The following is a 24,739-nucleotide window of genomic DNA, read 5'->3' as shown; positions in this document are numbered from 1 at the left end:
CGAGCAGTACCTTGGAGGGTACTGCTTTGTGTGCGTTTAATAGGTACAGAATTGACGATGCAACTCGCTTTCAATAAAGAGGGGCAGATGAAACGTCCAGTTGATGGGCAAGAATGAATAATTAAATAACTTACTTTTGATTCGAGATACGACATTGTTGCGCAAAGATCTAACAAATATAGCCTCGCTAGCGTGCATTCAAGGCGCAAACGCAGTTCTACCTATCTTCATCTTTCCGTATGTACTGCATTTGTTCGGTTCGGCCAAGTATTCAGATCTCGTCGTGTCCGAAGCAGTATCGCTCATTATTCTTGCTGTCGTGTTGTACAGTTATGAAGTCAATGGCGTTTCGCGAGTCGTAAGTTCCTACGCGCGTGGCGGAATTGCGATGGCTTCCAGTGTATATTGCGAAATCTTTTTTTCAAGAATCATAATTTGGCTTGTCTGTGTGACTGCTGTGTTGATTTCCGGCTTTTTTTTGCAGTCGCAATTTTTCTTTTCATTATTATGCTGGATGCTGGTGCCATTGAGTTTTATCTTGCAGTCGACCTATTTCTATCAGTCGATCGAGAACAATTTTCCGGTCGCGGTTTTTACATTGATAAGTCGCTTGGTCTGCTGTTTGGTGGTGTTTCTATTTTTGAAAGCAGAGGACCCCGTCTACTTCCTGCCGTTGATAGTAGGTGGATGTTATCTGGCAGGCGGACTTGCATCAACGATCTATTTGAAAGTAGTGCTGGGCTTGAAATACGTCGGCGTGTCGTTCTCTCGTCTCTGGGAGTGTTTGCATGAGGGTAAAGAGATATTCTTCGGTAACATCGCCGTTGTTTTGTTCCGGGACTCAAATTTGCTGGTGTTGAGTTTCTTCTCGGTGAGCCCCGCGGCCATAGCAAGCTATTCCGTGGTCGAGAAATTCATCAAGGCCTTCCAGGCGCTCATCAGGCCACTCAATCAGTTTTTCTTCACCCAGGCGATTCACTCATTGCGTGACGAAGTTGCGCCTAGTCCGGCCGCTTTTGTCAAGGTCATGAAGTTGACTTGGATACAACTGGCAGCCCTTGCGACAATTCTTTCGGGTTTTATTATCATATGGCTGATCTTTAATGATTACTTCGAGTTTTTGAGATCCTATCCAAACAAACAGCTTATGGCAGGATTGTTCCTGTTCATGACGATTGGCGTCTTTTTTGGAGTCGCCAATTTCATGTTGGGAACAGCGGGCCTGAACAATCTGAATTCGAAAAAATATTACGCCAAGGCTTTGATACTGACGGGCGTCGTAACAGTGTCCGTTTGTGTGATGTTGACAAGCGTATGGGGCGTTTATGGCGCAGCAATCAGCTTTGTCCTCGGTGAATTGATTCTGTTCACCCTGATTGTAACCAAATACCTAAAAACTCGAGACTGAAAATAGGCTTGCAAGGTCTTGTTTAGTATGTCTCGAAATATAATTCAGGCACGTAGCGTGCCGACTGATCAAGTATATTCGGAGCTAGCATGAGTAAAAGACCCTATCAGATTTGCACTAACTGTGTGATGGATACAACAGACGAAAATATTGTATTTGATGACAAAGGGGTTTGTGATCATTGTAATGGCTACCATCGTGACTTGCTTCCTCATTGGGATACCGGTCCGAAGGGAAGGCAGCAAATTACCGAGATTTTCGAGAAAATAAAAGCAGATAGTAAAGGCAAGCCATTCGATTGCATTATGGGCATGAGTGGCGGGCTGGACAGTTCGTATTTGCTGCATATTGCCGTTAAAGAGTTTGGTCTGCGCCCGTTGGTTTTTCACGTAGATGGCGGCTGGAACTCTCAGTTGGCGGTGCACAACATTGAGGTTATCGTTGAAAAGTTGGGCCTCGACCTGTACACCGAGGTTATCAATTGGGAGGAAATGAAAGATTTCCAAAGAGCATTTTTCAAGGCATCTGTTCCACACCTTGATATCCCCCAAGATCACGCTTTCATTGCGACCCTGTACCATTTTGCCAATAAGCACGGGATCAAATACATTCTGAATGGCGGGAACTATTCAACCGAGTGTGTAAGGAATCCGCTGGAGTGGATGTACTACGGTACTGATATGTGGCAGTTGAAGGACATTCATAAAAAGTTCGGCGAGCGGCCTCTGGTGGATTACCCGCTGAGCAGCATCTGGTTCCACAAGGTTTATTTGCGTTTCCTCAAGGGTGTCAAGGTGATCAAGCCCTTGAACTACGTGCCGTATATTCGTTCAGAGGCCATCGAGACCCTGTCCAGGGAATATGGCTGGAAGTCGTATCCACGCAAGCACGATGAGTCAAGGTTCACGAAGTTCTATGAAGGTTACTGGCTGCCAACCAAATTCGGTTACGACACTAGGAAAATCCAGTATTCAAGCCTTATTCTCACCGGGCAGATGACTCGTGAAGAAGCACTGAGCAATCTGGCCCAGCCGGCGTACGACCCGGAGACAGCGGATCAGGATTTCGAATATATCGCGAACAAGCTGGATATGACTGTCTCCGAGCTGACTGCATTGATGGAGTTGCCGAACAAGTCCTATCGTGATTACAAATCTCAGCGCTATCTGTTTGAACTTGGGGCAAAGGTCATGCATATGCTGGGCATGGAAAGGGCAGTCAAGAGATGATTACTGTCGTTGATTATGGTCTCGGTAATATTCTATCGTTTATAAATCTTTATAAGCGGCTGAATATCGAATGTCGTGTTGCGACGTCTTATCAGGACCTTGCAGATGCAAGTAAAATCATACTTCCCGGTGTCGGTTCATTCGACCACGCGATGATCAGTCTCAATCGTTCGGGTATGCGCGAGGCGCTGGATGATTTGGTGCTGGACAAAAAAGTTCCGGTATTGGGCATCTGCGTAGGCATGCAGATGCTCGCCAATTCCAGCGATGAAGGCGAACTGCCTGGATTGGGTTGGGTGCCCGGCAACGTCAGAAAGTTTGATATTGAGAAAGTAAAGCAGCTGCCTCATATGGGGTGGAACGATGTCGTGCCTTTGCACGCAAGTGGGCTGTTCAAAAACTTTCTGGAAACACCAAAGTACTATTTTTTGCATTCTTTTTATTTTGAATGTGCTAATCGCGACCATGCGCTTGCGTCTTCCATCTATGGAGAGGAATTCACGTGTGCGGTCAATGCGGGCTCAGTGTATGGCGTGCAGTTTCATCCGGAAAAGAGCCATCACTTCGGCGTTAACTTACTGAAAAATTTCTCGGAGTTGTCATAAATGCTGCGGCCCAGAATAATTCCGTGTTTGCTTATTCGCAATAAAGGTCTCGTCAAGACTGTCAAATTCAAAGAATCAAAATATATTGGCGATCCTCTCAATGCAGTCAAGATTTTTAATGAGAAAGAAGTCGATGAGCTGATCGTTCTGGATATTGATGCATCGGCAGAAGGTCGTGAACCCGACTACGCGCTGATAAAGAAAATGGCGATGGAATGCCGTATGCCATTCTGCTATGGCGGAGGTATTTCCACTGCCGATCAGGCACGCAAGATTATCGGACTGGGCGTCGAGAAAATTGCCATCAGTTCGGCGGCAATCGAAAACCCTGCTCTGGTAAAGGAGATCGCCCAGGAAATTGGCAGTCAAAGTGTTGTTGTTGTTTTGGACGTCAAGAAAAAACTCTTGGGCGGACGATACGATGTCTGGATTAACAACGGCAAAAAGAACACTGGCAAGTGCCTGTTGGAAATGTGTAGTGAGTTTCAGGAACAGGGTGTTGGAGAAATTGTGATTAACTCCATCGATTATGATGGTGTTATGAAAGGCTATAATCTGGATGTTGCTGGAAAGGTCCACGACAAGGTTCATGTGCCGCTGACGATATTGGGCGGGGCTGGCTCAATTGATGATGTAGGTGCGCTGATCAATAAATTTGGAGTGGTGGGGGCTGCTGCGGGCAGCCTTTTCGTATTCAAGGGCGTGTATAAGGCAGTTCTGATCAATTACCCAACATTTGCTGAGCGGGATTCGTTGTTGGATCGCTATTTTCCAAAGTGATTCTGATTTTTCATCGGTATGCACCGATCAAACTGACCCGAAACGTTAATTTAAGCAGGCTGACATGAGAGTAGCGATAGTTTGTGTTTGTTATAATGCGTACGATCACCTGTTGGATCTCGCAACCTCTCTAAATGAATCGCTTTCTCGTGCGAAAGATATAAATTTTACCTTTGTAATTGTTGATAATTCAACGAAAGAAATAAATGAGCAGGTGTTGGCGAACGTTTCAGCCATGAACTTTACAACACACTATCTGAAATCGGAAAATGTAGGGTACTTTCCTGGGTTTAAGAAGGGCACCGAGTTGCTTGGGTCGCTGCTTGATTTCGACTGCATCGCTATTTCAAACGTCGATTTGACCGTGAGCGCTGACTTTTTTGAATCGCTGAAAATTCAAATAAATGGTGTTTCTGACAAGGCTGGTATTATAGCGCCTGCCATCCTCTCCAAGGATCGAGGAGGTGATTTGAATCCGAAAACCTTATACAGGCCAACGCGTTTTTCCCTGTTGAAAAATATTTTCATTTTTAAGCGCCTTTGGTTGTTGAAGATTTATCGAAAACTTTCGGATTTGAAAGTTAAAAGCTCCATTGGTTCGCTGGCTGCGGGCGAGTGCTTCTACTCCCCTCATGGCTCATTTATTTTATTTACTAAACAGTATTTTTCGCGGGGCGGTTCGGTTGACTATCCGCAATTCTTGTTTGGTGAAGAGGATTTTGTTGCTGAGCAATGCCTGAGAGTCGGGCTAAAGGTTCAATACCAGCCGAGTATAACGATCATTGACGATGACCATGGGTCTACTTCCCGCGAGAAACTCGAGTTTATCGCAAGCGAACATGTAAAGTCCCTTAAATATATTGTCGATACTTATCATTCTTGATGGTGGTTTTATGAAACAGATTTTGCAGGATATGGCGAAGGGTGGAACCACTATTACCGAGGCTCCCTCGCCCCAGGCTTCACGCGGTAACGTTGTAATCAATACGCGTGTGTCGTTGATCTCGGCTGGTACCGAGCGCATGTTGGTTGGATTTGGCAAGGCCTCCTACTTGGAGAAAGCCCGCCAGCAGCCCGACAAAGTCAAAATGGTGCTGGAGAAAATTCAGACCGATGGCCTTGTCACCACACTCGAGGCTGTCCAGTCCAAACTCTCACAACCTTTGCCTTTAGGCTATTGCAACGTAGGCGTCGTCCACGAGGTAGGGGCAGGTGTCGACGGCTTCAAGGTCGGCGACCGGGTTATCTCCAACGGACCCCACTCTGACGTCGTCAAGGTATCGAAAAACCTGTGCGCGCTTATTCCTGATGAAGTAGACGACATCGAAGCTTCGTTTACCGTTGTCGCGAGCATCGGACTGCAGGGCATTCGGCTCGCCGAACCCACGCTGGGAGAGGCTTTCGTCGTCATTGGGGCCGGTTTGATCGGGCTTCTGACTGTGCAACTGTTGCGTGCACAAGGTTGCAGAGTACTGGCGATTGATTTTGACGAATCAAAACTTGCTCTCGCGCGTCAGTTCGGAGCGAGCACCTGTAACCCAGCCAAAGGCGAAGATCCGGTTTCCGCGGGGATGGCGTTCAGTCGCGGCAACGGGGTCGATGGGGTCATTATCACCGCGTCGACAAAAGCCAGCGACCCTGTAACTCATGCGGCTCGAATGTCTCGCAAGCGCGGGCGTATCATATTGGTCGGCGTGACGGGCCTGGAGCTTAATCGCGCTGATTTCTATGAAAAAGAACTCAGTTTCCAGGTCTCGTGCTCATACGGCCCGGGCCGTTATGACCCGTTATATGAAGAAAAAGGTCAGGATTACCCGATCGGTTTTGTTCGTTGGACTGAACAACGTAACTTTGAAGCGATCCTCGACATGCTTGCCGCACGGCAATTGGACGTTAAACCGCTCATCAGCCAGCGATTTGCGTTTGAAGACGCGGCCGAAGCTTACAAAATGCTAACCGAAGACAAATCCGGTTTAGGCATATGCCTGGAATATGCATCCGATGATGCTGAGCGCGGAATCAGGAGCGTTGTACTTGACTCATCCTGCTCCTTCAACGCACAGCGTCCGGTTATGGGTTTCATTGGGGCTGGGAACTACGCTTCACGCATGTTGATTCCAGCGTTTAAAAGTGCCGGAGCACAGTTTCATACTATCGTCACCGCCGGCGGTGTGAACGGAGTCATCCACGGAGTAAAAGCCGGTTTCGCCGTTGCTTCCACTGATGTAGATGGAATGCTGGCTGACCCGTCAATAAATACGGTAGCTATCGTTACTCGTCACGACAGTCATGCACATTTTGTGAACAAAGCATTGGCTGCGGGGAAAAACGTCTTCGTCGAGAAGCCACTGGCGATTACCCATTCAGAGCTGGACGACGTGCAAGCAGCCTATGCAGAGGCCCATTCGGGTGGCAAAGGACCGCAGCTGATGGTTGGTTTCAACCGACGCTTCTCTCCACATGTTGTGAAAATGAAGGAGCTTTTAACCTCGGTCAAAGAGCCAAAGACATTCCTCATGACAATGAATGCGGGCGCCATTCCAGCGAATCATTGGACCCAGGACAACGCTATTGGCGGTGGTCGAATTATTGGCGAAGCCTGCCACTTTATTGATCTGATGCGATTTCTTGCCGGTAGCAAGATCATTTCGGTGCAAGCTCGCCGAATGGGCGATGCGCCCGGCGTCGATATCACTGAGGACAAAGCCTCGATTACTTTGGGATTCGAAGACGGTTCGTTCGGCACTATCATTTATGTCGCCAATGGTGCCTCCAGCTTTGCCAAAGAACGCATCGAAGTATTCGCAGCCGGGCGCGTTCTTCAGCTGGATAACTTCCGTAAACTTAAAGGGTTTGGCTGGCCAGGGTTCAAGAAACTTAATCTCTGGAAGCAGGACAAAGGCCAGAATAGCTGTGCGGCTAACTTCATGAATGCAGTCGAAGCGGGGAAAGCTGCCATTCCTGCTGATGAAGTTTTTGAGGTCGCACGGATTTCTATTGAAGTAGCAGAGTTATTGCGTAATCAATGATGCGGCTATTCATAAAAATCTCATCCATCCTTTCTCTGGGGATTCCCAATCTGATCCGGGTATTTTGGTACAGAATGGGAATCAAACTCGGGATCAGTCCTGTACTGCGTCTTCATGGCGCCCTACAGACGGGACCTTTCTTTGTTGAGCGCGATTATCCTCCATTGGACATTACGCTATCCACTCACTGGGTGACAACGGCGCTTCTATTCAGTTATTGGTCATATCCGATAACGGCTACTGCGCCTGATTGGCACTCTAACCCTCTGACGGGCGTTCGGGTGGACCAGCCGGATCGGAACTGGTGGGAGGTACCTGATTTTGATTCTCGCCTGGGCGACATCAAGATGGTTTGGGAAACCTCCCGACTTGACTGGCTGCTGGCGTTTGCTCAGCGCGCGAAAGCGGGAGAAAGCCACTATCTGTCACAACTCGATAGCTGGCTTGCAGACTGGTGCGCAAACAATCCTCCTTATAAAGGCGTGAACTGGAAGTGCGGTCAGGAAGCCTCTATTCGAGTCATGCACCTGGCGATGGCTTCGCTGATACTGGAGCAGACGGGCGAAGCGACCACGGCGCTGCTTGAACTCATCAAGCAGCACCTGAAGAGAATCGCACCAACCCTGAGTTACGCAATGGCCCAGGATAACAACCACGGAACTTCCGAAGCCGCTGCGCTCTTTATTGGAGGCAGCCTGCTTACTCATAACGGACAAGCAGAAGGTGCTGAGTGGGTCCGGCAGGGTTATAAGTGGATGGAAAACCGAGCGGAGCGTTTGATCGAAGTGGATGGCAGTTTCAGCCAATACTCCCTCAACTATCACCGCGTGATGCTCGATACCTTCAGCATGGTTGAAGTGTGGCGCAGGCATCTGAACTTGCCGAAGCTTTCAGCTACCTGGTACTCGCGCGCCGCAGCGGCTACGACCTGGCTTCGAGCGATGGTGAGGGAAGAAAATGGCGACGCTCCGAATCTGGGGGCTAATGACGGAGCACGCTTGCTTCAGTTGAGTCGCTCGGACTACCGTGACTTTCGTCCAAGTGTTCAACTTGCCATGAATCTTTTTCTTGGAAAAAAGGCTTTTGGTGAAGGAAACTGGAACGAGCCTGTTCGCTGGCTAGGTTTGAAAGAATCGGCAGAAAGAGCGGATAGCCAGGTTAGTCAAGTCTTCGACAAAGGTGGTTTTGCTGTACTTCGTAACGCTCATGCAATGGTAATGTTGAGATACCCTCGGTTTCGATTCAGGCCCAGTCAGGCAGATGCGTTGCATGTTGACCTTTGGCTGGGCGCAAGTAACCTGCTGCGTGATGCAGGGACTTATTCTTATAATACTGAAGCCAAGTGGCTAAATTATTTTCCAGGCACAGCCGCTCATAATACGGTCCAGTTCGACAGTCGCGATCAAATGCCAAGGATCAGTCGCTTTTTGTTCGGTAATTGGTTGAAGACGTCTTATGTAGAACCGCTGCACACAGAGGAGTCTGTTGTCAGTTTTGCAGCTGGCTACAAGGATGCGTCCGGAGCAGAGCATAAGCGCAAGGTCATGCTGACGGACAATTCCCTGGCCGTCGTGGACCAAATTTCTGGCTTTAAGCAAAAGGCTGTTCTTCGCTGGCGCCTGATGCCGGGTTCCTGGCATCTGGAGGGTAATCGGCTGACGTGCGGTGATCATGTCATTGAAGTGCATGGCACCATGCCGATTGTCCGGCTGGAATTGGTCGAAGGCTGGGAATCCCTTTATTATCTCGACAAGACTGAAGTTCCGGTTCTTGAATTGGAAGTCAATCAGTCAGGTTCATTGACGACAGAGTATCGTTGGAGCTTATGAATATTCTTTATTTCCATCAACATTTTTCTACGCCCAAAGGAAGTGTTGGTACCCGGTCCTACGAAATGGCCCGACGGTTGTTGGAACGTGGTCATACGGTGACCATGGTGTGTGGTAGTTATGGCGGGGGCGATACGGGGCTGACCACGAAATTTGTGAACTCACGTCGTCGCGGTATTGTTGATGGCATCGACATTATCGAACTTGATCTTTCATATTCAAACAGAGACGGGTTTGTCAAACGAGCCCTCACGTTTATGAAGTTTGCATTGGCAAGCGTTCGTATCGCTTTAACTGAACGCTATGATGTGGTGTTCGCCACCACCACGCCACTGACCGCCGGAATACCCGGTATATTTGCTCGCTGGCTGCGCGGTAAACCTTTTGTTTTTGAAGTAAGAGACTTATGGCCAGAACTGCCCAAGGCCATGGGTGTGATAACGAACCCGCTTATACTGGGCGCCCTGTCAGTGCTGGAATGGGCGACTTACCACTCGGCGCATCGTCTTATCGGTCTTTCGCCCGGTATCGTTGAAGGCATTGCGCATAGAGGGATAGAGAAGAGCAAGATTACGCTGGTTCCCAATGGCTGTGATTTGGACATTTTTAATTCAGAGGTTGCATCCTGGCGCCCTGAAGGCGTAGAGGAGAATGATTTGCTCGCGGTCTTCGCGGGAACGCATGGCATCGCCAACGGGCTGGATTCATTGCTGGACGCGGCTGCTGAATTGAAACGTCGTGGACGTCTCGATATCAAGTTGCTGTTGATTGGTCAGGGTAAGCTAAAGCCGGCCTTGGTTGCCCGAGCCAAGGCAGAACAACTGGATAACGTGGTTTTTCATGACCCGATCAATAAGGCAAAGCTGTCTGGGCTGATGGCCAGTGCAGACGTGGGCTTGCAATTATTGGCCAATATTCCGGCTTTCTATTTCGGCACCTCACCCAATAAGTTTTTTGACTATATTTCCGCGGGGCTGCCGGTACTTAATAATTATCCAGGTTGGCTGGCCAAGATGATTACAGAGCACAAGTGCGGCTTTTCCGTGCCACCGGAAGACGCTGTTACTTTTGCACAGGCGCTTGAGAAAGCGGCCGATGATAGAAAAGCCTTGAAGCTGATGGGTAAGAACGCGCGTCAATTGGCTGAATGCGAATTTGATCGAACATTGTTGTCCAATCGTTTCGTCGATTGGTTAGAAGGGGTGAAATCTTGATCAAGCGAATGTTCGACATCGTCGCTTCACTCTTGGGGCTGCTGCTGCTTTCTCCAGTAATCGCTGTTACTGCCTGGCAAATTAAACGCAAATTAGGTTCGCCGGTTCTTTTTCGACAGCTACGTCCGGGCCTCAATGGTGTGCCATTTGAAATGATCAAGTTCCGCACCATGCGCGATGCACTGGATGCTCAGGGCAATCCTTTGCCTGACTCGGAGCGGATGACCCCTTTCGGGAGCTTCTTGCGGGCTACGAGCCTGGACGAGTTGCCGGAGCTGCTGAATGTACTCAAGGGCGACATGAGCCTGGTTGGGCCGCGCCCTCTTTTGGTTGAGTACTTGCCGCTCTACAACGCCGAGCAATATCGCAGGCATGAGGTGAGGCCGGGTGTTACCGGCTGGGCGCAGATCAATGGACGTAATGCACTGAGCTGGAACGAGAAATTTGCACTGGATGTTTGGTATGTCGATAACAGGTCGATCTGCCTTGACCTCAAGATAATTTTCAAAACGATACGAAAAGTCGTCGTCCGTGATGGGATTAGTGCTGATGGCGAGGTTTCTATGTCAAAATTCACGGGCAATGAGTAGAGATCGGTCAGTTGCGCCCGGTGTGTTCCTTCCAGGAAGGGCACAGCGGGAGGCGGCAGTACCAGCGTCCACTCCAGGTGATTTTGCCAGGAACCAGCTATTAAGCTCCAATTCGCCTATCCATAAAATTTGGACCTATTAACTATGCTCAACACTCCATTTTCTCCCTGGCCATCGTTCTCCGAAGAGGAGGCTAATGCGGTTCGTGATGTGATTCTCTCCAATAAAGTCAATTATTGGACAGGGCAAGAGTGTCGAGAGTTTGAGAAAGAATTTGCTACCTGGAGTGGGGCTAAATATGCGGTTGCCGTCGCGAACGGCACTGTTGCTCTGGATCTGGCTTTGAAAGCTTTGGGCATTGGTGATGGCGACGAAGTTATCGTTACTTCCAGAACGTTCCTTGCCTCGGTCTCCAGTATTGTCAATGCCGGGGCGATCCCGGTTTTCGCTGATGTGGATCACGACTCGCAGAATATTACCGCCGACACCATCCGCGCTGTTTTGTCCCCTAAAACCAAAGCAATCATCTGTGTACACCTTGCGGGTTGGCCATGTGACATGGACCCGATCATGGCGCTTGCCGACGAACTGGGCCTCAAGGTTATCGAGGATTGCGCTCAGGCCCACGGCGCGTTTTACAAAGGGCTGCCTGTCGGGAGCATCGGTCACATAGGGGCGTGGTCCTTCTGTCAGGATAAAATCATGACGACCGGAGGGGAGGGCGGCATGGTGACAACCAATGATCGGGATCTCTGGGCGGCGATGTGGGCTTATAAAGATCACGGCAAGAGTTGGCATGCTGTTTACGAGCAGGAGCACCAGCCTGGATTTCGCTGGTTGCACGAGAGCTTCGGTACAAATTGGCGGATGCTCGAGGTGCAGGCAGTGTTGGGGCGTATTCAGCTCCGTAAAATGGCCGACTGGACCGCGCGAAGAGTTACGAATTCGAACCAGATCTGGGATTGCGCCAAGCAGCTGAAAGGGCTTCGCGTACCAGCTGTTCCGAATGACTGTTCCCATGCTGCTTATAAATGTTATGTGTTCCTGAAACCTGAAACGTTGAAAGACGGATGGTCGCGGGAAAGGATTTTGGCCGAAATCGCATCGCGAGGCGTTCCCTGTTTCTCTGGCTCCTGCTCCGAAGTTTATTTGGAAAAAGCCTTCGATAGTACTGGTTGGCGCCCTGCCAAGCGGCTTGAAGTGGCGGCCGAGCTTGGCGAAACAAGCATTATGTTTATGGTGCATCCAACGCTTTGCGAGGCTGAAATAGACAAAACCTGCCAAGTGTTGACTGAAGTGATGCTGCTCGCGACGCATTAAGTCGCTGCGGGATAGGCTGACACGGGGCGTGGGCCAACAAACTGCCTGAAATATGGCAGTTTCGTGCTACTTTGGAGCCACGGCCAACTGGCCGCTAAAGTTTATTTTTTTGCATAAGCCTCAGGGATTTAATGCTCATCGTTGGGGGGTACGCGGTGTTTGAGAGGGGAGTAGAAAGGTTGAGAGGTTTCTTACTGGGTTTGCCGCGCCGAAAAAAACGCGCCTTTCAGTTAACTGCAGATGTTATTTTAGTATGGGTCGCGCTCTGGATGGCGTTTATTGTGCGTCTGGGCATCGACGAAATGATAAACCCGTTTCAAGAGCACCTCTGGCTCTTTCTGGTTGCCCCCGTTGTAGCTATTCCGATATTCATCAGGTGCGGCATGTACCGTGCGGTGATGCGTTACTTCGGAAACGACGCATTAATAGTTATCATCAAAGCAGTCACGCTGTCTGCGCTTATATTAGGTTTTATCGTTTATTGGTATAGTAACCATCAGCATGTGGTGCCTCGTTCCATTATGTTTAATTACTGGTGGCTCAGCCTGGTAATGATCGGTGGGCTACGCTTGGCCATGCGCCAGTATTTTCTGGGTGACTGGTTTACTGCCTCTCAGCATGTGCCATTTGCCAGCAGGAATGACGGAATACCTAAAGTTGCCATCTACGGAGCCGGCGCAGCGGGTAATCAACTTGTCGCGGCGCTTCGAATGGGCAGATTAATGCGACCTGTCGCATTCATTGATGATGATCACAGTATTTCAAATAGTGTCATCGCTGGTTTGCAGGTCTATAAGCCAAAACATATCAAGCGAATGATTGATACGACGGGGGCTCAGGAAATCCTGTTGGCGATTCCTTCATCAACGCGAGCCCGTCGCCGCGAAGTTCTTACTTACCTGGAAGGTTTTCCGTTACATGTTAGAAGTGTTCCAGGCTTTATGGATCTGGCGAGCGGACGGGTCAAGGTTGATGATATTCAGGAAGTAGACGTAGCGGATTTACTCGGACGTGATTCTGTGCCTGCGAAGGACAACTTGCTGGAGCACTGCATCAAGGGGCGCGTCGTTCTGGTAACGGGAGCTGGCGGGTCCATAGGCTCGGAGCTGTGCCGGCAGATCCTGTCGCTGGGCCCTACAACACTGTTGTTGTTCGAGCACAGCGAGTTCAATCTTTACGAGATTACCTCCGAACTGGAACGTCGGTTGGTCAGAGAGTCCCTTCCCATCAAGTTGCTTCCGATCCTTGGTTCGATCCGCAACCAGGACAAGCTGTTAGACGTAATGAGGACCTGGAAAGTCGATACGGTTTATCATGCCGCGGCTTATAAACATGTACCCATGGTCGAACACAATATTTCCGAAGGTATTTTGAACAACGTCATCGGGACCTTGAATACTGCGGAGGCAGCATTACGGTCCGGTGTAGCGAATTTTGTACTTGTTTCGACGGACAAGGCGGTTCGGCCAACAAATGTGATGGGCAGTACCAAGCGCCTGGCTGAGTTGATCCTGCAAGCCTTGAGCAATGAAGTGGCACCTGTGTTATTCGGCGACACAAGTAACGTATCAAGCGTTAACAAGACACGTTTCACCATGGTTCGTTTCGGTAACGTTCTCGGTTCATCCGGATCCGTGATTCCACTGTTCCACAGGCAAATCAAAGCTGGGGGACCATTGACCGTTACGCATCCGAAAATCACACGCTACTTCATGACTATTCCCGAAGCCGCCCAGTTGGTCATTCAGGCAGGCTCTATGGGGCTTGGCGGTGATGTTTTTGTTCTGGATATGGGGGAGCCGGTTAAAATCGTCGAGTTAGCAAAAAAGATGATTCACTTGTCCGGTATGAGTATCCGCTCGGAAACCAATCCGCACGGGGACATTGCCATTGAGTTTACCGGTCTGAGGCCAGGCGAAAAGCTCTACGAGGAGCTGTTGATCGGTGATGGTGTCGTGGCTACTGAACATCCGATGATCATGAGTGCCAATGAGGACTATGTCGCGTGGGACCATCTCAAGGCTAAACTTGTAGAGTTGAATTCAGCGGTCGTTGCGGATGACTATACTCGAGTCCGCCAACTGCTCCGTGAAACTGTAAGTGGTTATACCCCCGATGGGGAAATCGTAGACTGGATCTACCAGCAACGACGCCTGGATCCGTAATTAGGTATCAATGATGCTCCGCACGCTCGCTATGATGCGCGCCTTGAGCTTTTTCTATCATCGAATGAGTGTGTTCGCGAAACAGAAACGCCTGATTTCATAGGAAGCCATGATGAACGCGCCGCCGATGCCGATGCCGGTGGCTTGGGGTTCGACCAGTGTCAGCACTGCCTGCATGGCAATGGCCGCGTCGATGGCCGAGCCGCCACGGCGCAACATCTCCCGCCCGGCTTCCGCCGCCAACGGGTTGGCCGCCGCTGCCATATGGCGCGTGGAGCGCTGGGTGCGCATGTCGGTGCGAAACCCGTGCCGATTTCCGGTGCCGCGGGCAGGGCGGTAGGGGGTAGGGGGCGTTGTAGAAGAGTTGCAGGCGCTGAGAGCCAGTGCGGCGGTGATGAGGGATAGACGAAAATACTGCGCGGGGGATCTTGAGGGCATGGGGGGACTCCTGCCTTGGACGTGCCTGGCATTATTGGGCGGGGGTTGCCAGCGGGACAGACCGCGAGTGCGGAATGCCGCTGGTATCGGGAGAGGTTCCATGTAACGGGAAAGTAATTGAAAGTGATGGGTGACGTGTTCTTTTTATGGGGTTAATCTCACATGATTTTCAGGCTTGTCCTGTAACGACTGGGCATCTGCTCCGACACGTCTCGCGAATTGAATGAGTGCTTTTGTGAAAATTATTATTCCAATGTCAGGGTTTGGAGAGCGTTTCCGTCGTGTCGGATATTCCGTTCCGAAGCCGCTAATCGAAATTGATGGAAAACCGATCGTCGCTCACGTCATTGACATGTTCCCAGGCGAAAAGGACTTTATTTTCATCTGTAATCAGGATCACCTGGATAAGCCAGCTTACGGTATGCGAGAAGTGCTTCAACGCTACTGCCCGACAGGCGTCGTCGTAGGTATAAGCCCGCACAAGCTCGGCCCTGTTCACGCTGTTCGACAGGTAGAACACTTGCTTGACCCGAGCGAGCCGGTAGTCGTGAACTATTGTGATTTCACCTGCTACTGGGACTGGAATCACTTTAAGTATTTTGTTGCGGAATCAGCGTGCGCCGGTGCAATTCCCGCATACAAAGGCTTTCACCCGCATTCATTGGGCAGCACTAACTACGCATACATGCGGGAAACGAACGGTCGAGTCGAGGACATTCAGGAGAAGCAACCCTACACCGACAATCGGATGGAAGAGTTCGCCTCTAGTGGTACCTACTATTTCTCGACAGCGAAAATAATGAGTGACGCATTTCGCGCAACGATGGAAAAGGATCTCAATGTAGGCGGGGAGTACTACGTCAGCTTGGCTTACAAATGGCTGCTTCAAAATAAACAGCCAGTCGCCGTGTACCCGCTCCAGCATTTCATGCAGTGGGGGACACCGGAAGACGTTGCGGAATACACTTCATGGTCAAAGGCGTTTTCAGCACTGATTGTTCCTCCTCGGAGTAGCTATACCCCACAAGGGGCTTTAGTGATCCCGATGGCTGGCCTGGGGCAACGCTTTGCTAATGAAGGCTATGAACAAACTAAACCATTGATTCCCGTCTCAGGGATGCCGATGGTTGCGCAAGCGACTCGTGATCTTCCCCCCGCCGATCGTCATGTTTTTGTGCTGCGCTCTGATATGCAAGGTCATGAACAGATCACGCTTGAGCTGAAGCGGATTTATCCTGGGGCTATTATCAAGACGATTGAGGCGGTCACTGAAGGGCAGGCGTGCACAGCACTTATCGGAGTGGATGCGCTGGAAAGTATCGCCGGAGGCTCTGCGGGGCCTGTAACGGTAGGCGCGTGTGACAACGGTGCGTTGTACAATGAGGGTGCACTGCATGCGTTGCTCGATAACTCGGATGTCGATGTCATTGTCTGGTCAGTACGCGGTTATCCCAATGCTGTGCGCCATCCCCATATGTTCGGTTGGGTTGACTCTGAAGAGGGGCGAGTTCGCTCCATTTCCGTCAAAACACCGCTCGATGATCCGGCCAGAGACCCCATCGTTCTGGGAACATTTACATTCCGTAGAAGCGAAGACTTTCGGCGGGCCGTAGAGCGTCTGGTTTCCCGGGATGGCCGTATCAACGGTGAGTTCTATATCGACTCATGCATAAATGATGCAATTGCATTGGGCTTGAGATGCCATCTGTTCGAAGTCGATAGTTATTTGTGCTGGGGAACTCCGAACGATTTACGCACGTTCGAGTACTGGCAATCGTGCTTCAGTAAGTGGTCCGGCCACCCCTATCGATTGGAGCTGGACGCCCGCATCCCGGTAGAGCAGATGAAATCACTTGAAACCCTATACCGGCCTAAGTTGCCCGTTTTTCCTGGGCGAGAGTCATGATCAAGCGCGAACTCATTGTGTTCCTGATCGTCGGCTCCCTCACGGTGCTGGTTGACTTTTTGTCGTATCGCTCCCTGCTTTGGTTTGGGGCAACGGGTGTTGAGGTTTCAAAGGCCACAAGCTTCCTCACTGGAACGCTATTTGCTTACTTTGCCAATCGGCATTGGACTTTTAATACCTCGCGACATGAGCGTGGAAGTGCCTGGCGTTTTGCTTTTCTTTATGTGAGCACGCTTGGTGTTAATGTGCTTATCAATTCGTTAATGCTGAGTGCTCTGGTCAATGTGCTCTCGGCTATTCAATTGGCCTTTTTTGTCGCGACCGGGACCTCCGCTGTTCTTAACTTCCTGGGTATGAAGTTCTTCGTATTCAGGGCGCGCGCGGCTTTGGAGACTCAATGAAATTCTCTCTTGTCATTCCATGCTACAACGAAGCAGCTAACCTTCCCTTGCTGCTCAATCGTTGTGAGCAACTGACTACTCGTCCAGATGTTGAAGTCGTCCTGGTCGACAATGGCTCAACCGACGACACGCCTGATGTGCTTCAGCGCCTGCTACCTCAGTACCCCGGTTGCAGAAGTGTCCGAGTTGAACAAAATCAGGGTTATGGGCACGGTATTATCGCTGGCCTGAAGGCTGCCAAAGGCGAAATCCTGGGCTGGACTCATGCGGATATGCAAACCGACCCTCAGGATGCGTTGCGCGGTCTTGCGTTGTTTGAGCAGGATAGCGAAAAAGTATTCGTGAAAGGTCGGCGTTATGGGCGCCCGCTCATGGATACTGCCTTTACGGTGGGAATGAGTCTCTTTGAAACCTTGCTCTTGAAGCGGTCAATGTGGGACATAAATGCTCAGCCGACCATGTTTTCAAGGCGCTTTTTTGAAAAGTGGGACTCTCCTCCAGATGACTTTTCTCTGGACTTGTACGCCTACTATCTCGCGCAAGTCAACGGACTCGCGGTTCAGCGTTTTCCGGTTAAGTTTGGTGAAAGAGCCCATGGTGTTTCGCATTGGAATGTGAACTGGGCGGCTAAGAGAAAGTTTATCCGCAGGACCGTGGATTTTAGTCTTAAACTTAAAAAGAATATATCTAAATGATACTCATCGCGCACCGTCGTAATACTATCGCTGAACTGCAGGCTACTGATACAAAATATGGTGTTGAGGTAGACATCCGGAGTGAAGGGCAAAAGCTGATTATTCATCATGATCCGTTTGCCGCTGGTGAATGTTTTGAGTCCTGGATCGATGTCTACCAGCATCAGACCTTGATACTCAATGTTAAAGAAGAAGGGCTAGAAACTCGTTTGATAGCATTGATGGAGTCAAAAGGAATCAAGGACTATTTCTTTTTGGATCAATCTTTTCCATTTCTTGTGAAATGGTCGAAGTTGGGTGAGCAGCGTTGCGCGGTTCGTGTTTCAGAGTTTGAGTCAATAGAGACTGCCCTGACGCTGGCTGGACAAGTGGAATGGGTGTGGGTTGACTGCTTTACCAAATTTCCATTGAGTACCGAAGGCGCGCGTCAACTGAAGGACGCCGGCTTTAAGTTGTGTCTGGTTTCGCCTGAGCTTCAAGGGCGTGACGGAGGGGTAGAAATCCCGGCATTGCAGTCACTGCTCAAAGCTCGAGACATTGAGGCGGACGCTGTTTGTACAAAACGCCCTGATCTGTGGGAACAGGGGACTGCGTCACAATGAAAAAACTTTGCCTTCGTCCGATGTTTCTCCTCGGGCTGGTGATTCGTTTGGTTCTTATCTTTGGTATGGTTCCGCTCGCGGTATCCGATTGGTATGTTCCGTTTTTGACCGTCAGTACGTCTGCATTTACCCTTGATCCCTGGTCACAATGGGTCAGTCACGGCGGCGCCTCTGCAGCGTTCCCCTATGGTTATGCGATGTGGCTGGTTTTTCTGCCTATGTCATGGGTTGCCGAAATTATTGGTTTCCCACTGAGGTTTGGCTATGAGCTGACGCTGTTGGCGGCAGACTTTTTTTTGCTGCTGTCGTTGCGCAAACTGCTGCCTGGGCGTGATCGCCTACTGTTACTGACTTACTGGTTATCACCGATAGTCATTATCGCCAGCTATGGCTTGGGCCTAAATGACATAGTGCCGGCCTTGCTGCTTGTGTTGTCTATATTGTTCATAAGGAAAGTTAAACTAAGGCAGGCAGGGGTACTCTGCGCTGCGGCAGTTTCCGCGAAACTGAGCATGATTGTCGCGTTGCCATTTTTTGCTATCTATCTTTTTAATAATAGGCCGTTGCGAGTGCGTCTGCCTGATTTGATTTTCGGTTTTGCGCTGTGCTCGCTGGCGCTGGGTGTTCCCTTTCTGCTTTCGGGGTCAGGGCTTGAAATGCTGCTCAGTAATCCGGAGATGAGCAAGATTTACAGGTTGGAATTTGACTTGGGCGGAAATGTCTCTGTCTATGTAGTTCCACTGATATACATGATCGTGCTTTATTTGGTATGGCGAGTCCGCCGTCTCAATTTCGATTTATTTCAGACCACCATCGGCATGGCTTTTCTGCTGATTGTGTTAATGACGCCGGCTTCGCCTGGCTGGTTTGTCTGGAGCCTACCTTTCCTCGCGCTATATCAAGCAATGAGCGGTCGAGTGGCTATTGTTTTGATTGGCGTTTTTTCCAGTTTTTACGTATTGAGTACTTTGCTATCTACGCCTCTGACGTTTGCCAACGGCATTACGTTCCACCTAGGCGAAGTCTTGCATGTAACCGGACTCGCGGGCGGACACATGGTTTCGCTTTTGCACTCTGCAATGGTTGCTATTGGCGTACTGCTGGCCGTCAGAATCTGGCGAGAGACAATTATACGCAGTGACTTCTTCCGGTTGAGCCGAAAGCCATTTGTGATTGGTATCGCCGGGGACTCGGGGTCTGGTAAGGACACGTTTGCAGACTCCATATTGGGGCTTTTCGGTGGCCATTCGGTGGTCAAGCTGTCGGGTGATGACTATCACCTTTGGGATCGGCAAAAGCCGATGTGGCAAGTGATGACCCATTTGAATCCGATGGCCAACGACCTAGAGGGCTTCTGTAACGATCTGGTCACGTTAACTGATGGAAAAAATATACAGTCGCGGCACTACGATCACTCGACCGGCAAGATGAGCAAGCCGTTTCGCGTAAATAGTAATGACTTTATTATCGCAAGCGGACTTCATGCACTTTATCTGCCTATTTTACGAGGGTGCTATAACCTCAAAATCTTTCTTGATATTGATGAGGGATTACGGCACTACTTCAAAATAAAGCGAGACGTCTATCAACGCGGTCATACGATTGAACGCGTGTTGGCGTCGTTCGAGAAAAGAGAACCCGATTCGGAATGCTTTATTCGACCTCAGTCTCAGCATGCGGACCTGATTTTTTCGTTGCAACCCATTCACCCAAGAATGTTGGAAGGATTGGACGAAAAGCACCCTCTCCGATTGAAGTTGGTCGCTCGAACCAAGCATGGGTTCAATGAGTTGTCCCTGAACCGAGTGTTGGTTGGGGTTTGTGGCCTGCATGTCGATATAGCCGTGAGTAGCGATGGCGCTGAATTGCAGATGACTATCGAAGGGGAGACCTCGGCTGCCGATGTGGCGATGGCTGCGGAGATGCTATGCCCCCGTATTATTGAGTTTTTGGATATACCACCCCAATGGCAGGACGGAATTCTGGGGCTAATGCAGCTGATTACCCTTTCTCATATTAGCCAAGCACTGACAAAGCGACTTATATAGTGAAGATATATAATCCCGAGCGATTTAATCGCCTGCCTGATGCAATATTGTTTGACACGGATAATACACTTTACCCTTATGACCCCGCGCATGCAGCGGCGCAAAAGGCCGTTCGTGACAAGGTCGTTGGAACCTTTTCTATCTCTGAGGAAGACTTTGACAAGGCTTTCAAGGAGGCGAGAAGTCAAGTCAAAAATCGCTTGCAGCACACTGCATCCTCTCACAGCCGACTGCTTTATTTGCAGCGCATGCTTGAAATAATGGGCTTGGGTTCGCAGGTTTTGCTTGCGCTGGATTTTGAACAGACATACTGGCGAACTTTTTTAAGTAATGCTATTTTGTTCGATGGTGTAAAAGATCTTCTTGATGATATCCGTCTACTGGGAATACCCACTGCGATTGTTACAGATCTCACTGCGCAAATTCAGTTCAGGAAGGTCGTCTATTTTGGCCTTGATCACTATTTTGATTACATCGTTACGAGTGAAGAGGCGGGTTTTGATAAGCCCCATGAGGCCCCCTTCAAAATAGCACTGGAAAAAATGCGGCCTAAAGGCGACTGCATCTGGATGATCGGCGACAATCCTGTCAATGATATCCGTGGTGGGCGTGAAAAAATTAACGCGGTCACTCTGCAAAAAACTCACGAGGGCACACCTCTCGGTCAGAACGAGAACGCTCCCGATGCCTCATTCAGTGAGTTTGGACAGCTGAGAAGTTTGATTGCAAGAACGGGAGGGGCGAATGGATGATTTAAAAGCTTCTGTTATTCAACTCTGTTCTCGAATAGGTCGCGATCCGCTGCTTGTTCAAGGGGCTGGGGGGAACCTTTCCTGGAAGGACGGGAATGTTCTTTGGGTCAAAGCTTCTGGCACCTGGCTATCAGATGCCGGAGACGAGAACATATTTGTCTCCGTTGATCTAACCGAACTTCAGTCCTCTCTGGGGCGGGGGGACTTTTCTATTGCGCCAAAACTAACCGGCTCTCTGGACCTCAAGCCATCAATAGAGACGCTGCTGCATGGGTTGATGCCCCAAAAAGTAGTCGCCCACGTCCACGCAGTTGAAGCGCTTGCCCATTTGGTCCGCAGTGATTGCGAAAGCACTCTTGCCGCGTTGCTGGGAAATACGGTTGCCTGGGAGACAGTGGATTATTTTAAACCAGGTGCTGATCTGGCGAGCGCAGTGAGCAGGGCATTGGTTATGAATCCAAAAATCAATGTTCTGTTTTTGAAGAGTCACGGCGTAGTCATCGGTGGAGAGACCTGCGATGACATTCAGCAGGTTCTGAATTTCCTCACCTCCGCACTTCGTCTGGAGGCCCGGCGTTCGGTTCCTGCCGGGAGCCTGGTGCCGTTTATCGACACTTACTCGGCTCTGGCGGATGAGGCGATCCATTCTCTCGCCTGTGACGATGATTTGCATGGGCGCCTTGAGACTGATTGGGCGCTGTATCCGGATCACGTCGTGTTTCTTGGGCCGATTGCGTACACGTTTAATGCCTGGAGCGACTTGAGTTCAGTTATCGCTGAGGGTGGCGATTTACCTGAGCTGGTATTCATTCGTGGTGAGGGTGTTTTCGCTTTGCCGGGGTTTAGTGAAGCGAAAATTGCGCAGTTGCGATGCTATTACGATGTTCTGGTACGACAGCCAAAAGATATGAAACTGCATAGCCTTTCTGCCGATCAAGTAGCGGAACTGCTGAATTGGGATGCTGAAAAGTATCGCATGTGTATTACAAGAAAATAGTCTAGGTTAATGAGTACTATATTGAATAAGATTACTTCGCTTAGGCAGGGAATGAAAGATTGGTTCTTTGCCAGTTGTGCTTTGGACGCTAAGGCCCCATCCTGGGTGGACCACCGCGCGACATTTTTGTTTGTATTGAGTGTTATTTCCTACTGTAGCTACTTGATAATCATGCAGCCGAACTGGGTCTTGGACGGTGGTATGTGGGCGGAGACGGCCACAAATTACTATCCTAACTCGACGGCGTCGTCTACCTGGAAACGGCTTTTCTTGACGGATGCCGGATATATTCCACTGCCCCCCCGATTGATCGCGTTCTTCGGTGCATCAATGCATTTGCCCGCCGCCGTGATTCCTTATTTTTACACGTGGTCTGCGATCCTGGCGACTGGGGTAATGATCGGGGTGTTTTGCTTGCGGCCGTTTAGGCGGGTGCTCGAAAGCGACTCCCTGCGCTTTTTAGTTGTTTTATCCATTTTTATCGTTTCTGATTTTGAAACCAGATCGCTGATCAATTTCAGCTACTTTTCTGTTTTCTTTATCGCAATTGTTACTGCACTTGCATGGGTTGACAAGGAAAAGGACGTCCCTAGGTGGGCTTGGTTTTGCCCTTTGTTTGTGCTTTCAAAACCCGCTGTTTTGGCCGCTGTTCCCGCTATGGTTGTGGTGGCATTGGTCAGCAAAAAAAGGTTCCGTGCAATTGCAGTGACATCCTTTGTCTTGAGCATTGTGCAGGTCGTACAACTCGCGGTGAGCAAAAGCGCTGGCATCATGCCTTACCAGGCTGTGGACAGTAGTGTTCTGGAGAAAGCATTAGCGGCAATCAAATATTTCCTCGGGTTTATAAGTCTTTACTCGTTTGGTCCGGTATTTTATCTTTACAAACCAGCTATTATTTATGTTGACATGCTCTTGTTCGTCGGGATTATTTACCTTCTGCTAAAAAATCGACGACCGGCCGGGGCACTGGTAGTAGTCGGGCTTTCACTGATACTGTTTGAAGCAGTGATCAACTCATTCGCATTGAGTTCATGGTGGGGGATTAACCTCTCGCAGCTGAGTGGTATAGCAATCAGTCGGATGACGATTGGTATCTTTGCTGGCGTGATCATGGTCGTTGCCGGTTGCATTACGTTGCTAACGGGTCCTGATGGCTTGGTTGGAAAGCGTGGGAATGTGCTAACCAGTGTGATTTTTGCAATCTGGTTTGTTGTATCTGGTTGGTTCGTCTACGGCTGTTCGATCAGCCGGCAGCCGCCAACGCCAACGATCAATAACTCCCAATGGCGGGCATTGGCGTATGCGATTGATTCTGGCGTCGGACCATTGTGCGTACCCATTGATCCGTTGGGCTGGTTCTATGCACGAGACTGCAGGCAGCTGAACCCTGAGTTGAGATGGGGGAAGAACATTTCATTTGACTCTTTGGTCTCGACAGGCGCGCCTGAGTCCTTGGCTATTCCGGTGCCGGAGTCTATTTTGGGTTCCAACTTGTATTCGATTGCATTGTTCGTCCGACCTTACTACTCGACTGTTTCAACGAGTTTGCGAGCCAAAGCTTTTATCAAAATGAAAGGTGGTGAAACTCGAGTGCTTGTGGGCAGCCGCGATGTTGACATTGCTGGGGGGTTGCTGATGTTGGGCGGTATGACCAGCATTCCGCTAAAAGATGTCGAATCCCTTTCGGTTGCTTTCGATGTCCCCGTTGCATTGGGCGTCGTTGCTGATGGGCCAGTGGATACGCCGGCCGTGCTGTGGATGGGGAACTAAGTCGCTCGTTGAGATGGAGAGCGCCCCCCAGGCGACCGCTGAAATATTGTTCGTTATTTTAGGGGATCGCCTGGACCTTTTGCGACGATCCGTAATCATTAGAAGCGGGCAACCAGAAGCGGTGTAAGCGATCCATCGCCTACACATTCAAAGCTGCCAACTGAAGCTTGATGCTGTGCTCCTGATCTCCTTCAGGAGCCAGCAGCCATGATGCGTCCCGACGCCAAAGTCGAAAAGGTCTTTCGGCTAGACCATCTTTAGCTGCGCTGCCATCGCTGGATCGGCACCGAACCGGCAAGCCTGCTATGGCAATCCAGTCTCTGCGCCTTTCCTTTCCAGTGAGTGGTCGCCATCAGAGATGATGGCGACAAATGAATGATTGTGCCGACTGAGCCTACAAGTCAGTGCTCAGAGTTCAAGTGGCCATTCACTGAAAGAAAGGCCAAAGCCAACGGCCAAGAGCCCTATGCGTGGCTGCGCCACGCACTTGAACGGTTGCCGCAAGCCGCCGCAGTAGAAGACTTCGAAGCCTTGCTGCCATGGAACTGCTCGCCAGAGGTGCCACGGTAACCATTAAGCCCATCGCTTGGTATGTGGGCTTTATGAGGCGCTTACGAAACGACAGTACTCACCTCATGCGGGACGTCGCGAATGGTTGCTTCGCAGCGAGACAGGACGTTCGTCAGGGATACCTTTCGCTCCTTTAATACGTTGCCCTATTAGTCGGATCGCCTTCAGCGATCATCTCAGCTAAACGAACTGTAAGCGATGCATCACCTACACCTTCAAAGCCGCCAGTTGATCCTCAATGCTGTGCTCCCGAACTCTTTCAGGGTATCCGATCCATAAAGCACACCTACCGGTAGATGCGCCTTGTGTTTACCGTGGCATCTCTGGCGAGCAGTTCCATGGCAGTAGTGCTTCGTAGTCGGCCACCGACTGCGCATGCGGCAATCGCTCA

At 50.0% G+C, this 24,739-nt stretch carries 19 protein-coding genes and 2 pseudogenes; 20 read left to right on the top strand and 1 reads right to left on the bottom strand.

The annotated features are described in order from the left end of the window. The first annotated feature begins 283 nt into the window (after positions 1–283). The 11 genes from ACZYSM_RS13700 to ACZYSM_RS13650 all read left to right on the top strand — a co-directional run bounded on the left by ACZYSM_RS13700 (position 284) and on the right by ACZYSM_RS13650 (position 14,169). Complete coding sequence (locus ACZYSM_RS13700; RefSeq protein WP_489072022.1) at positions 284–1,408, top strand: MATE family efflux transporter; 1,125 nt, start codon at positions 284–286, stop codon at positions 1,406–1,408. An 89-nt stretch (positions 1,409–1,497) separates the two neighbouring features. Further along, on the top strand, positions 1,498–2,637 hold the full coding sequence (locus tag ACZYSM_RS13695) for an N-acetyl sugar amidotransferase (RefSeq protein WP_489072021.1): 1,140 nt from the start codon (positions 1,498–1,500) through the stop codon (positions 2,635–2,637). Beyond that, positions 2,634–3,242, top strand: a complete 609-nt coding sequence (gene hisH, locus ACZYSM_RS13690; RefSeq protein WP_489072020.1) for an imidazole glycerol phosphate synthase subunit HisH — start codon at positions 2,634–2,636, stop codon at positions 3,240–3,242. The genes ACZYSM_RS13695 and hisH overlap by 4 nt, the downstream gene beginning before the upstream one ends. Continuing rightward, positions 3,243–4,022 (top strand): AglZ/HisF2 family acetamidino modification protein, encoded by a 780-nt coding sequence (locus tag ACZYSM_RS13685; RefSeq protein WP_489072019.1) that lies wholly within the window; start codon positions 3,243–3,245, stop codon positions 4,020–4,022. A gap of 112 nt (positions 4,023–4,134) precedes the next feature. Then, a complete protein-coding gene (locus ACZYSM_RS13680; protein WP_489072018.1) occupies positions 4,135–4,905 on the top strand; it encodes a hypothetical protein in 771 nt (256 codons plus the stop codon). A 10-nt stretch (positions 4,906–4,915) separates the two neighbouring features. Beyond that, a complete protein-coding gene (locus ACZYSM_RS13675) occupies positions 4,916–7,051 on the top strand; it encodes a bi-domain-containing oxidoreductase (RefSeq protein WP_489072017.1) in 2,136 nt (711 codons plus the stop codon). Between the two features lie 281 nt (positions 7,052–7,332). Beyond that, positions 7,333–8,880, top strand: a complete 1,548-nt coding sequence (locus tag ACZYSM_RS13670; RefSeq protein WP_489072016.1) for a heparinase II/III family protein — start codon at positions 7,333–7,335, stop codon at positions 8,878–8,880. Then, complete coding sequence (locus tag ACZYSM_RS13665; RefSeq protein ID WP_489072015.1) at positions 8,877–10,094, top strand: glycosyltransferase family 4 protein; 1,218 nt, start codon at positions 8,877–8,879, stop codon at positions 10,092–10,094. The genes ACZYSM_RS13670 and ACZYSM_RS13665 overlap by 4 nt, the downstream gene beginning before the upstream one ends. Further along, positions 10,091–10,684 (top strand): sugar transferase, encoded by a 594-nt coding sequence (locus ACZYSM_RS13660; protein ID WP_489072014.1) that lies wholly within the window; start codon positions 10,091–10,093, stop codon positions 10,682–10,684. Before ACZYSM_RS13665 ends, ACZYSM_RS13660 begins: the two co-directional genes overlap by 4 nt. 144 nt (positions 10,685–10,828) lie before the next feature. Continuing rightward, positions 10,829–12,004, top strand: coding sequence for a DegT/DnrJ/EryC1/StrS family aminotransferase (locus tag ACZYSM_RS13655; protein WP_489072013.1), 1,176 nt, complete (start codon positions 10,829–10,831; stop codon positions 12,002–12,004). Positions 12,005–12,135: 131 nt separating this feature from the next. Further along, entirely contained in the window at positions 12,136–14,169 is a 2,034-nt protein-coding gene (locus ACZYSM_RS13650; protein WP_489072012.1) for a polysaccharide biosynthesis protein, read from the top strand. A gap of 108 nt (positions 14,170–14,277) precedes the next feature. Here the strand turns inward: ACZYSM_RS13650 and ACZYSM_RS13645 are convergent. Continuing rightward, positions 14,278–14,607, bottom strand: a pseudogene (locus ACZYSM_RS13645) (gamma-glutamyltransferase); the annotation flags it as partial. A 235-nt stretch (positions 14,608–14,842) separates the two neighbouring features. Between ACZYSM_RS13645 and ACZYSM_RS13640 the strand changes: the two are divergent. The 9 genes and pseudogenes from ACZYSM_RS13640 to ACZYSM_RS13600 form a co-directional block, all read left to right on the top strand. Beyond that, positions 14,843–16,513: a sugar phosphate nucleotidyltransferase gene (locus ACZYSM_RS13640; protein WP_489072011.1), complete on the top strand. Its 1,671-nt coding sequence runs from the start codon at positions 14,843–14,845 to the stop codon at positions 16,511–16,513. Beyond that, positions 16,510–16,914 (top strand): GtrA family protein, encoded by a 405-nt coding sequence (locus tag ACZYSM_RS13635; protein ID WP_489072010.1) that lies wholly within the window; start codon positions 16,510–16,512, stop codon positions 16,912–16,914. The genes ACZYSM_RS13640 and ACZYSM_RS13635 overlap by 4 nt, the downstream gene beginning before the upstream one ends. Further along, a complete protein-coding gene (locus tag ACZYSM_RS13630; protein ID WP_489072009.1) occupies positions 16,911–17,609 on the top strand; it encodes a glycosyltransferase family 2 protein in 699 nt (232 codons plus the stop codon). The genes ACZYSM_RS13635 and ACZYSM_RS13630 overlap by 4 nt, the downstream gene beginning before the upstream one ends. Then, positions 17,606–18,211 carry a phosphatidylinositol-specific phospholipase C/glycerophosphodiester phosphodiesterase family protein gene (locus ACZYSM_RS13625; RefSeq protein WP_489072008.1) on the top strand — a complete coding sequence of 202 codons (606 nt, stop codon included), beginning with the start codon at positions 17,606–17,608 and terminating at the stop codon, positions 18,209–18,211. The genes ACZYSM_RS13630 and ACZYSM_RS13625 overlap by 4 nt, the downstream gene beginning before the upstream one ends. Then, positions 18,208–20,259 carry a hypothetical protein gene (locus ACZYSM_RS13620; RefSeq protein WP_489072007.1) on the top strand — a complete coding sequence of 684 codons (2,052 nt, stop codon included), beginning with the start codon at positions 18,208–18,210 and terminating at the stop codon, positions 20,257–20,259. The genes ACZYSM_RS13625 and ACZYSM_RS13620 overlap by 4 nt, the downstream gene beginning before the upstream one ends. Then, positions 20,259–21,011 carry an HAD family hydrolase gene (locus tag ACZYSM_RS13615; RefSeq protein ID WP_489072006.1) on the top strand — a complete coding sequence of 251 codons (753 nt, stop codon included), beginning with the start codon at positions 20,259–20,261 and terminating at the stop codon, positions 21,009–21,011. The genes ACZYSM_RS13620 and ACZYSM_RS13615 overlap by 1 nt, the downstream gene beginning before the upstream one ends. Continuing rightward, positions 21,004–22,008, top strand: coding sequence for a class II aldolase/adducin family protein (locus tag ACZYSM_RS13610; protein ID WP_489072005.1), 1,005 nt, complete (start codon positions 21,004–21,006; stop codon positions 22,006–22,008). The genes ACZYSM_RS13615 and ACZYSM_RS13610 overlap by 8 nt, the downstream gene beginning before the upstream one ends. 21 nt (positions 22,009–22,029) lie before the next feature. Further along, positions 22,030–23,778: a hypothetical protein gene (locus ACZYSM_RS13605; protein WP_489072004.1), complete on the top strand. Its 1,749-nt coding sequence runs from the start codon at positions 22,030–22,032 to the stop codon at positions 23,776–23,778. Positions 23,779–24,219: 441 nt separating this feature from the next. Then, positions 24,220–24,348 (top strand): annotated as a pseudogene (locus ACZYSM_RS13600) (transposase domain-containing protein); the annotation flags it as partial. Between the last annotated feature and the right edge of the window lie 391 nt (positions 24,349–24,739).

Source organism: Pseudomonas sp. F220 (genome assembly GCF_057813935.1).
This window is presented reverse-complemented; position numbering and strand designations above follow the sequence as displayed.

Coding starts and splice junctions, on each gene's coding strand:
- ACZYSM_RS13625 (WP_489072008.1), top strand. CDS start 17,606: ATGATACTCATCGCGCACCGTCGTAATACTATCGCTGAACTGCAGGCT.
- ACZYSM_RS13610 (WP_489072005.1), top strand. CDS start 21,004: ATGGATGATTTAAAAGCTTCTGTTATTCAACTCTGTTCTCGAATAGGT.
- ACZYSM_RS13650 (WP_489072012.1), top strand. CDS start 12,136: ATGCTCATCGTTGGGGGGTACGCGGTGTTTGAGAGGGGAGTAGAAAGG.
- ACZYSM_RS13695 (WP_489072021.1), top strand. CDS start 1,498: ATGAGTAAAAGACCCTATCAGATTTGCACTAACTGTGTGATGGATACA.
- ACZYSM_RS13675 (WP_489072017.1), top strand. CDS start 4,916: ATGAAACAGATTTTGCAGGATATGGCGAAGGGTGGAACCACTATTACC.
- ACZYSM_RS13665 (WP_489072015.1), top strand. CDS start 8,877: ATGAATATTCTTTATTTCCATCAACATTTTTCTACGCCCAAAGGAAGT.
- ACZYSM_RS13635 (WP_489072010.1), top strand. CDS start 16,510: ATGATCAAGCGCGAACTCATTGTGTTCCTGATCGTCGGCTCCCTCACG.
- ACZYSM_RS13685 (WP_489072019.1), top strand. CDS start 3,243: ATGCTGCGGCCCAGAATAATTCCGTGTTTGCTTATTCGCAATAAAGGT.
- ACZYSM_RS13620 (WP_489072007.1), top strand. CDS start 18,208: ATGAAAAAACTTTGCCTTCGTCCGATGTTTCTCCTCGGGCTGGTGATT.
- hisH (WP_489072020.1), top strand. CDS start 2,634: ATGATTACTGTCGTTGATTATGGTCTCGGTAATATTCTATCGTTTATA.
- ACZYSM_RS13630 (WP_489072009.1), top strand. CDS start 16,911: ATGAAATTCTCTCTTGTCATTCCATGCTACAACGAAGCAGCTAACCTT.
- ACZYSM_RS13655 (WP_489072013.1), top strand. CDS start 10,829: ATGCTCAACACTCCATTTTCTCCCTGGCCATCGTTCTCCGAAGAGGAG.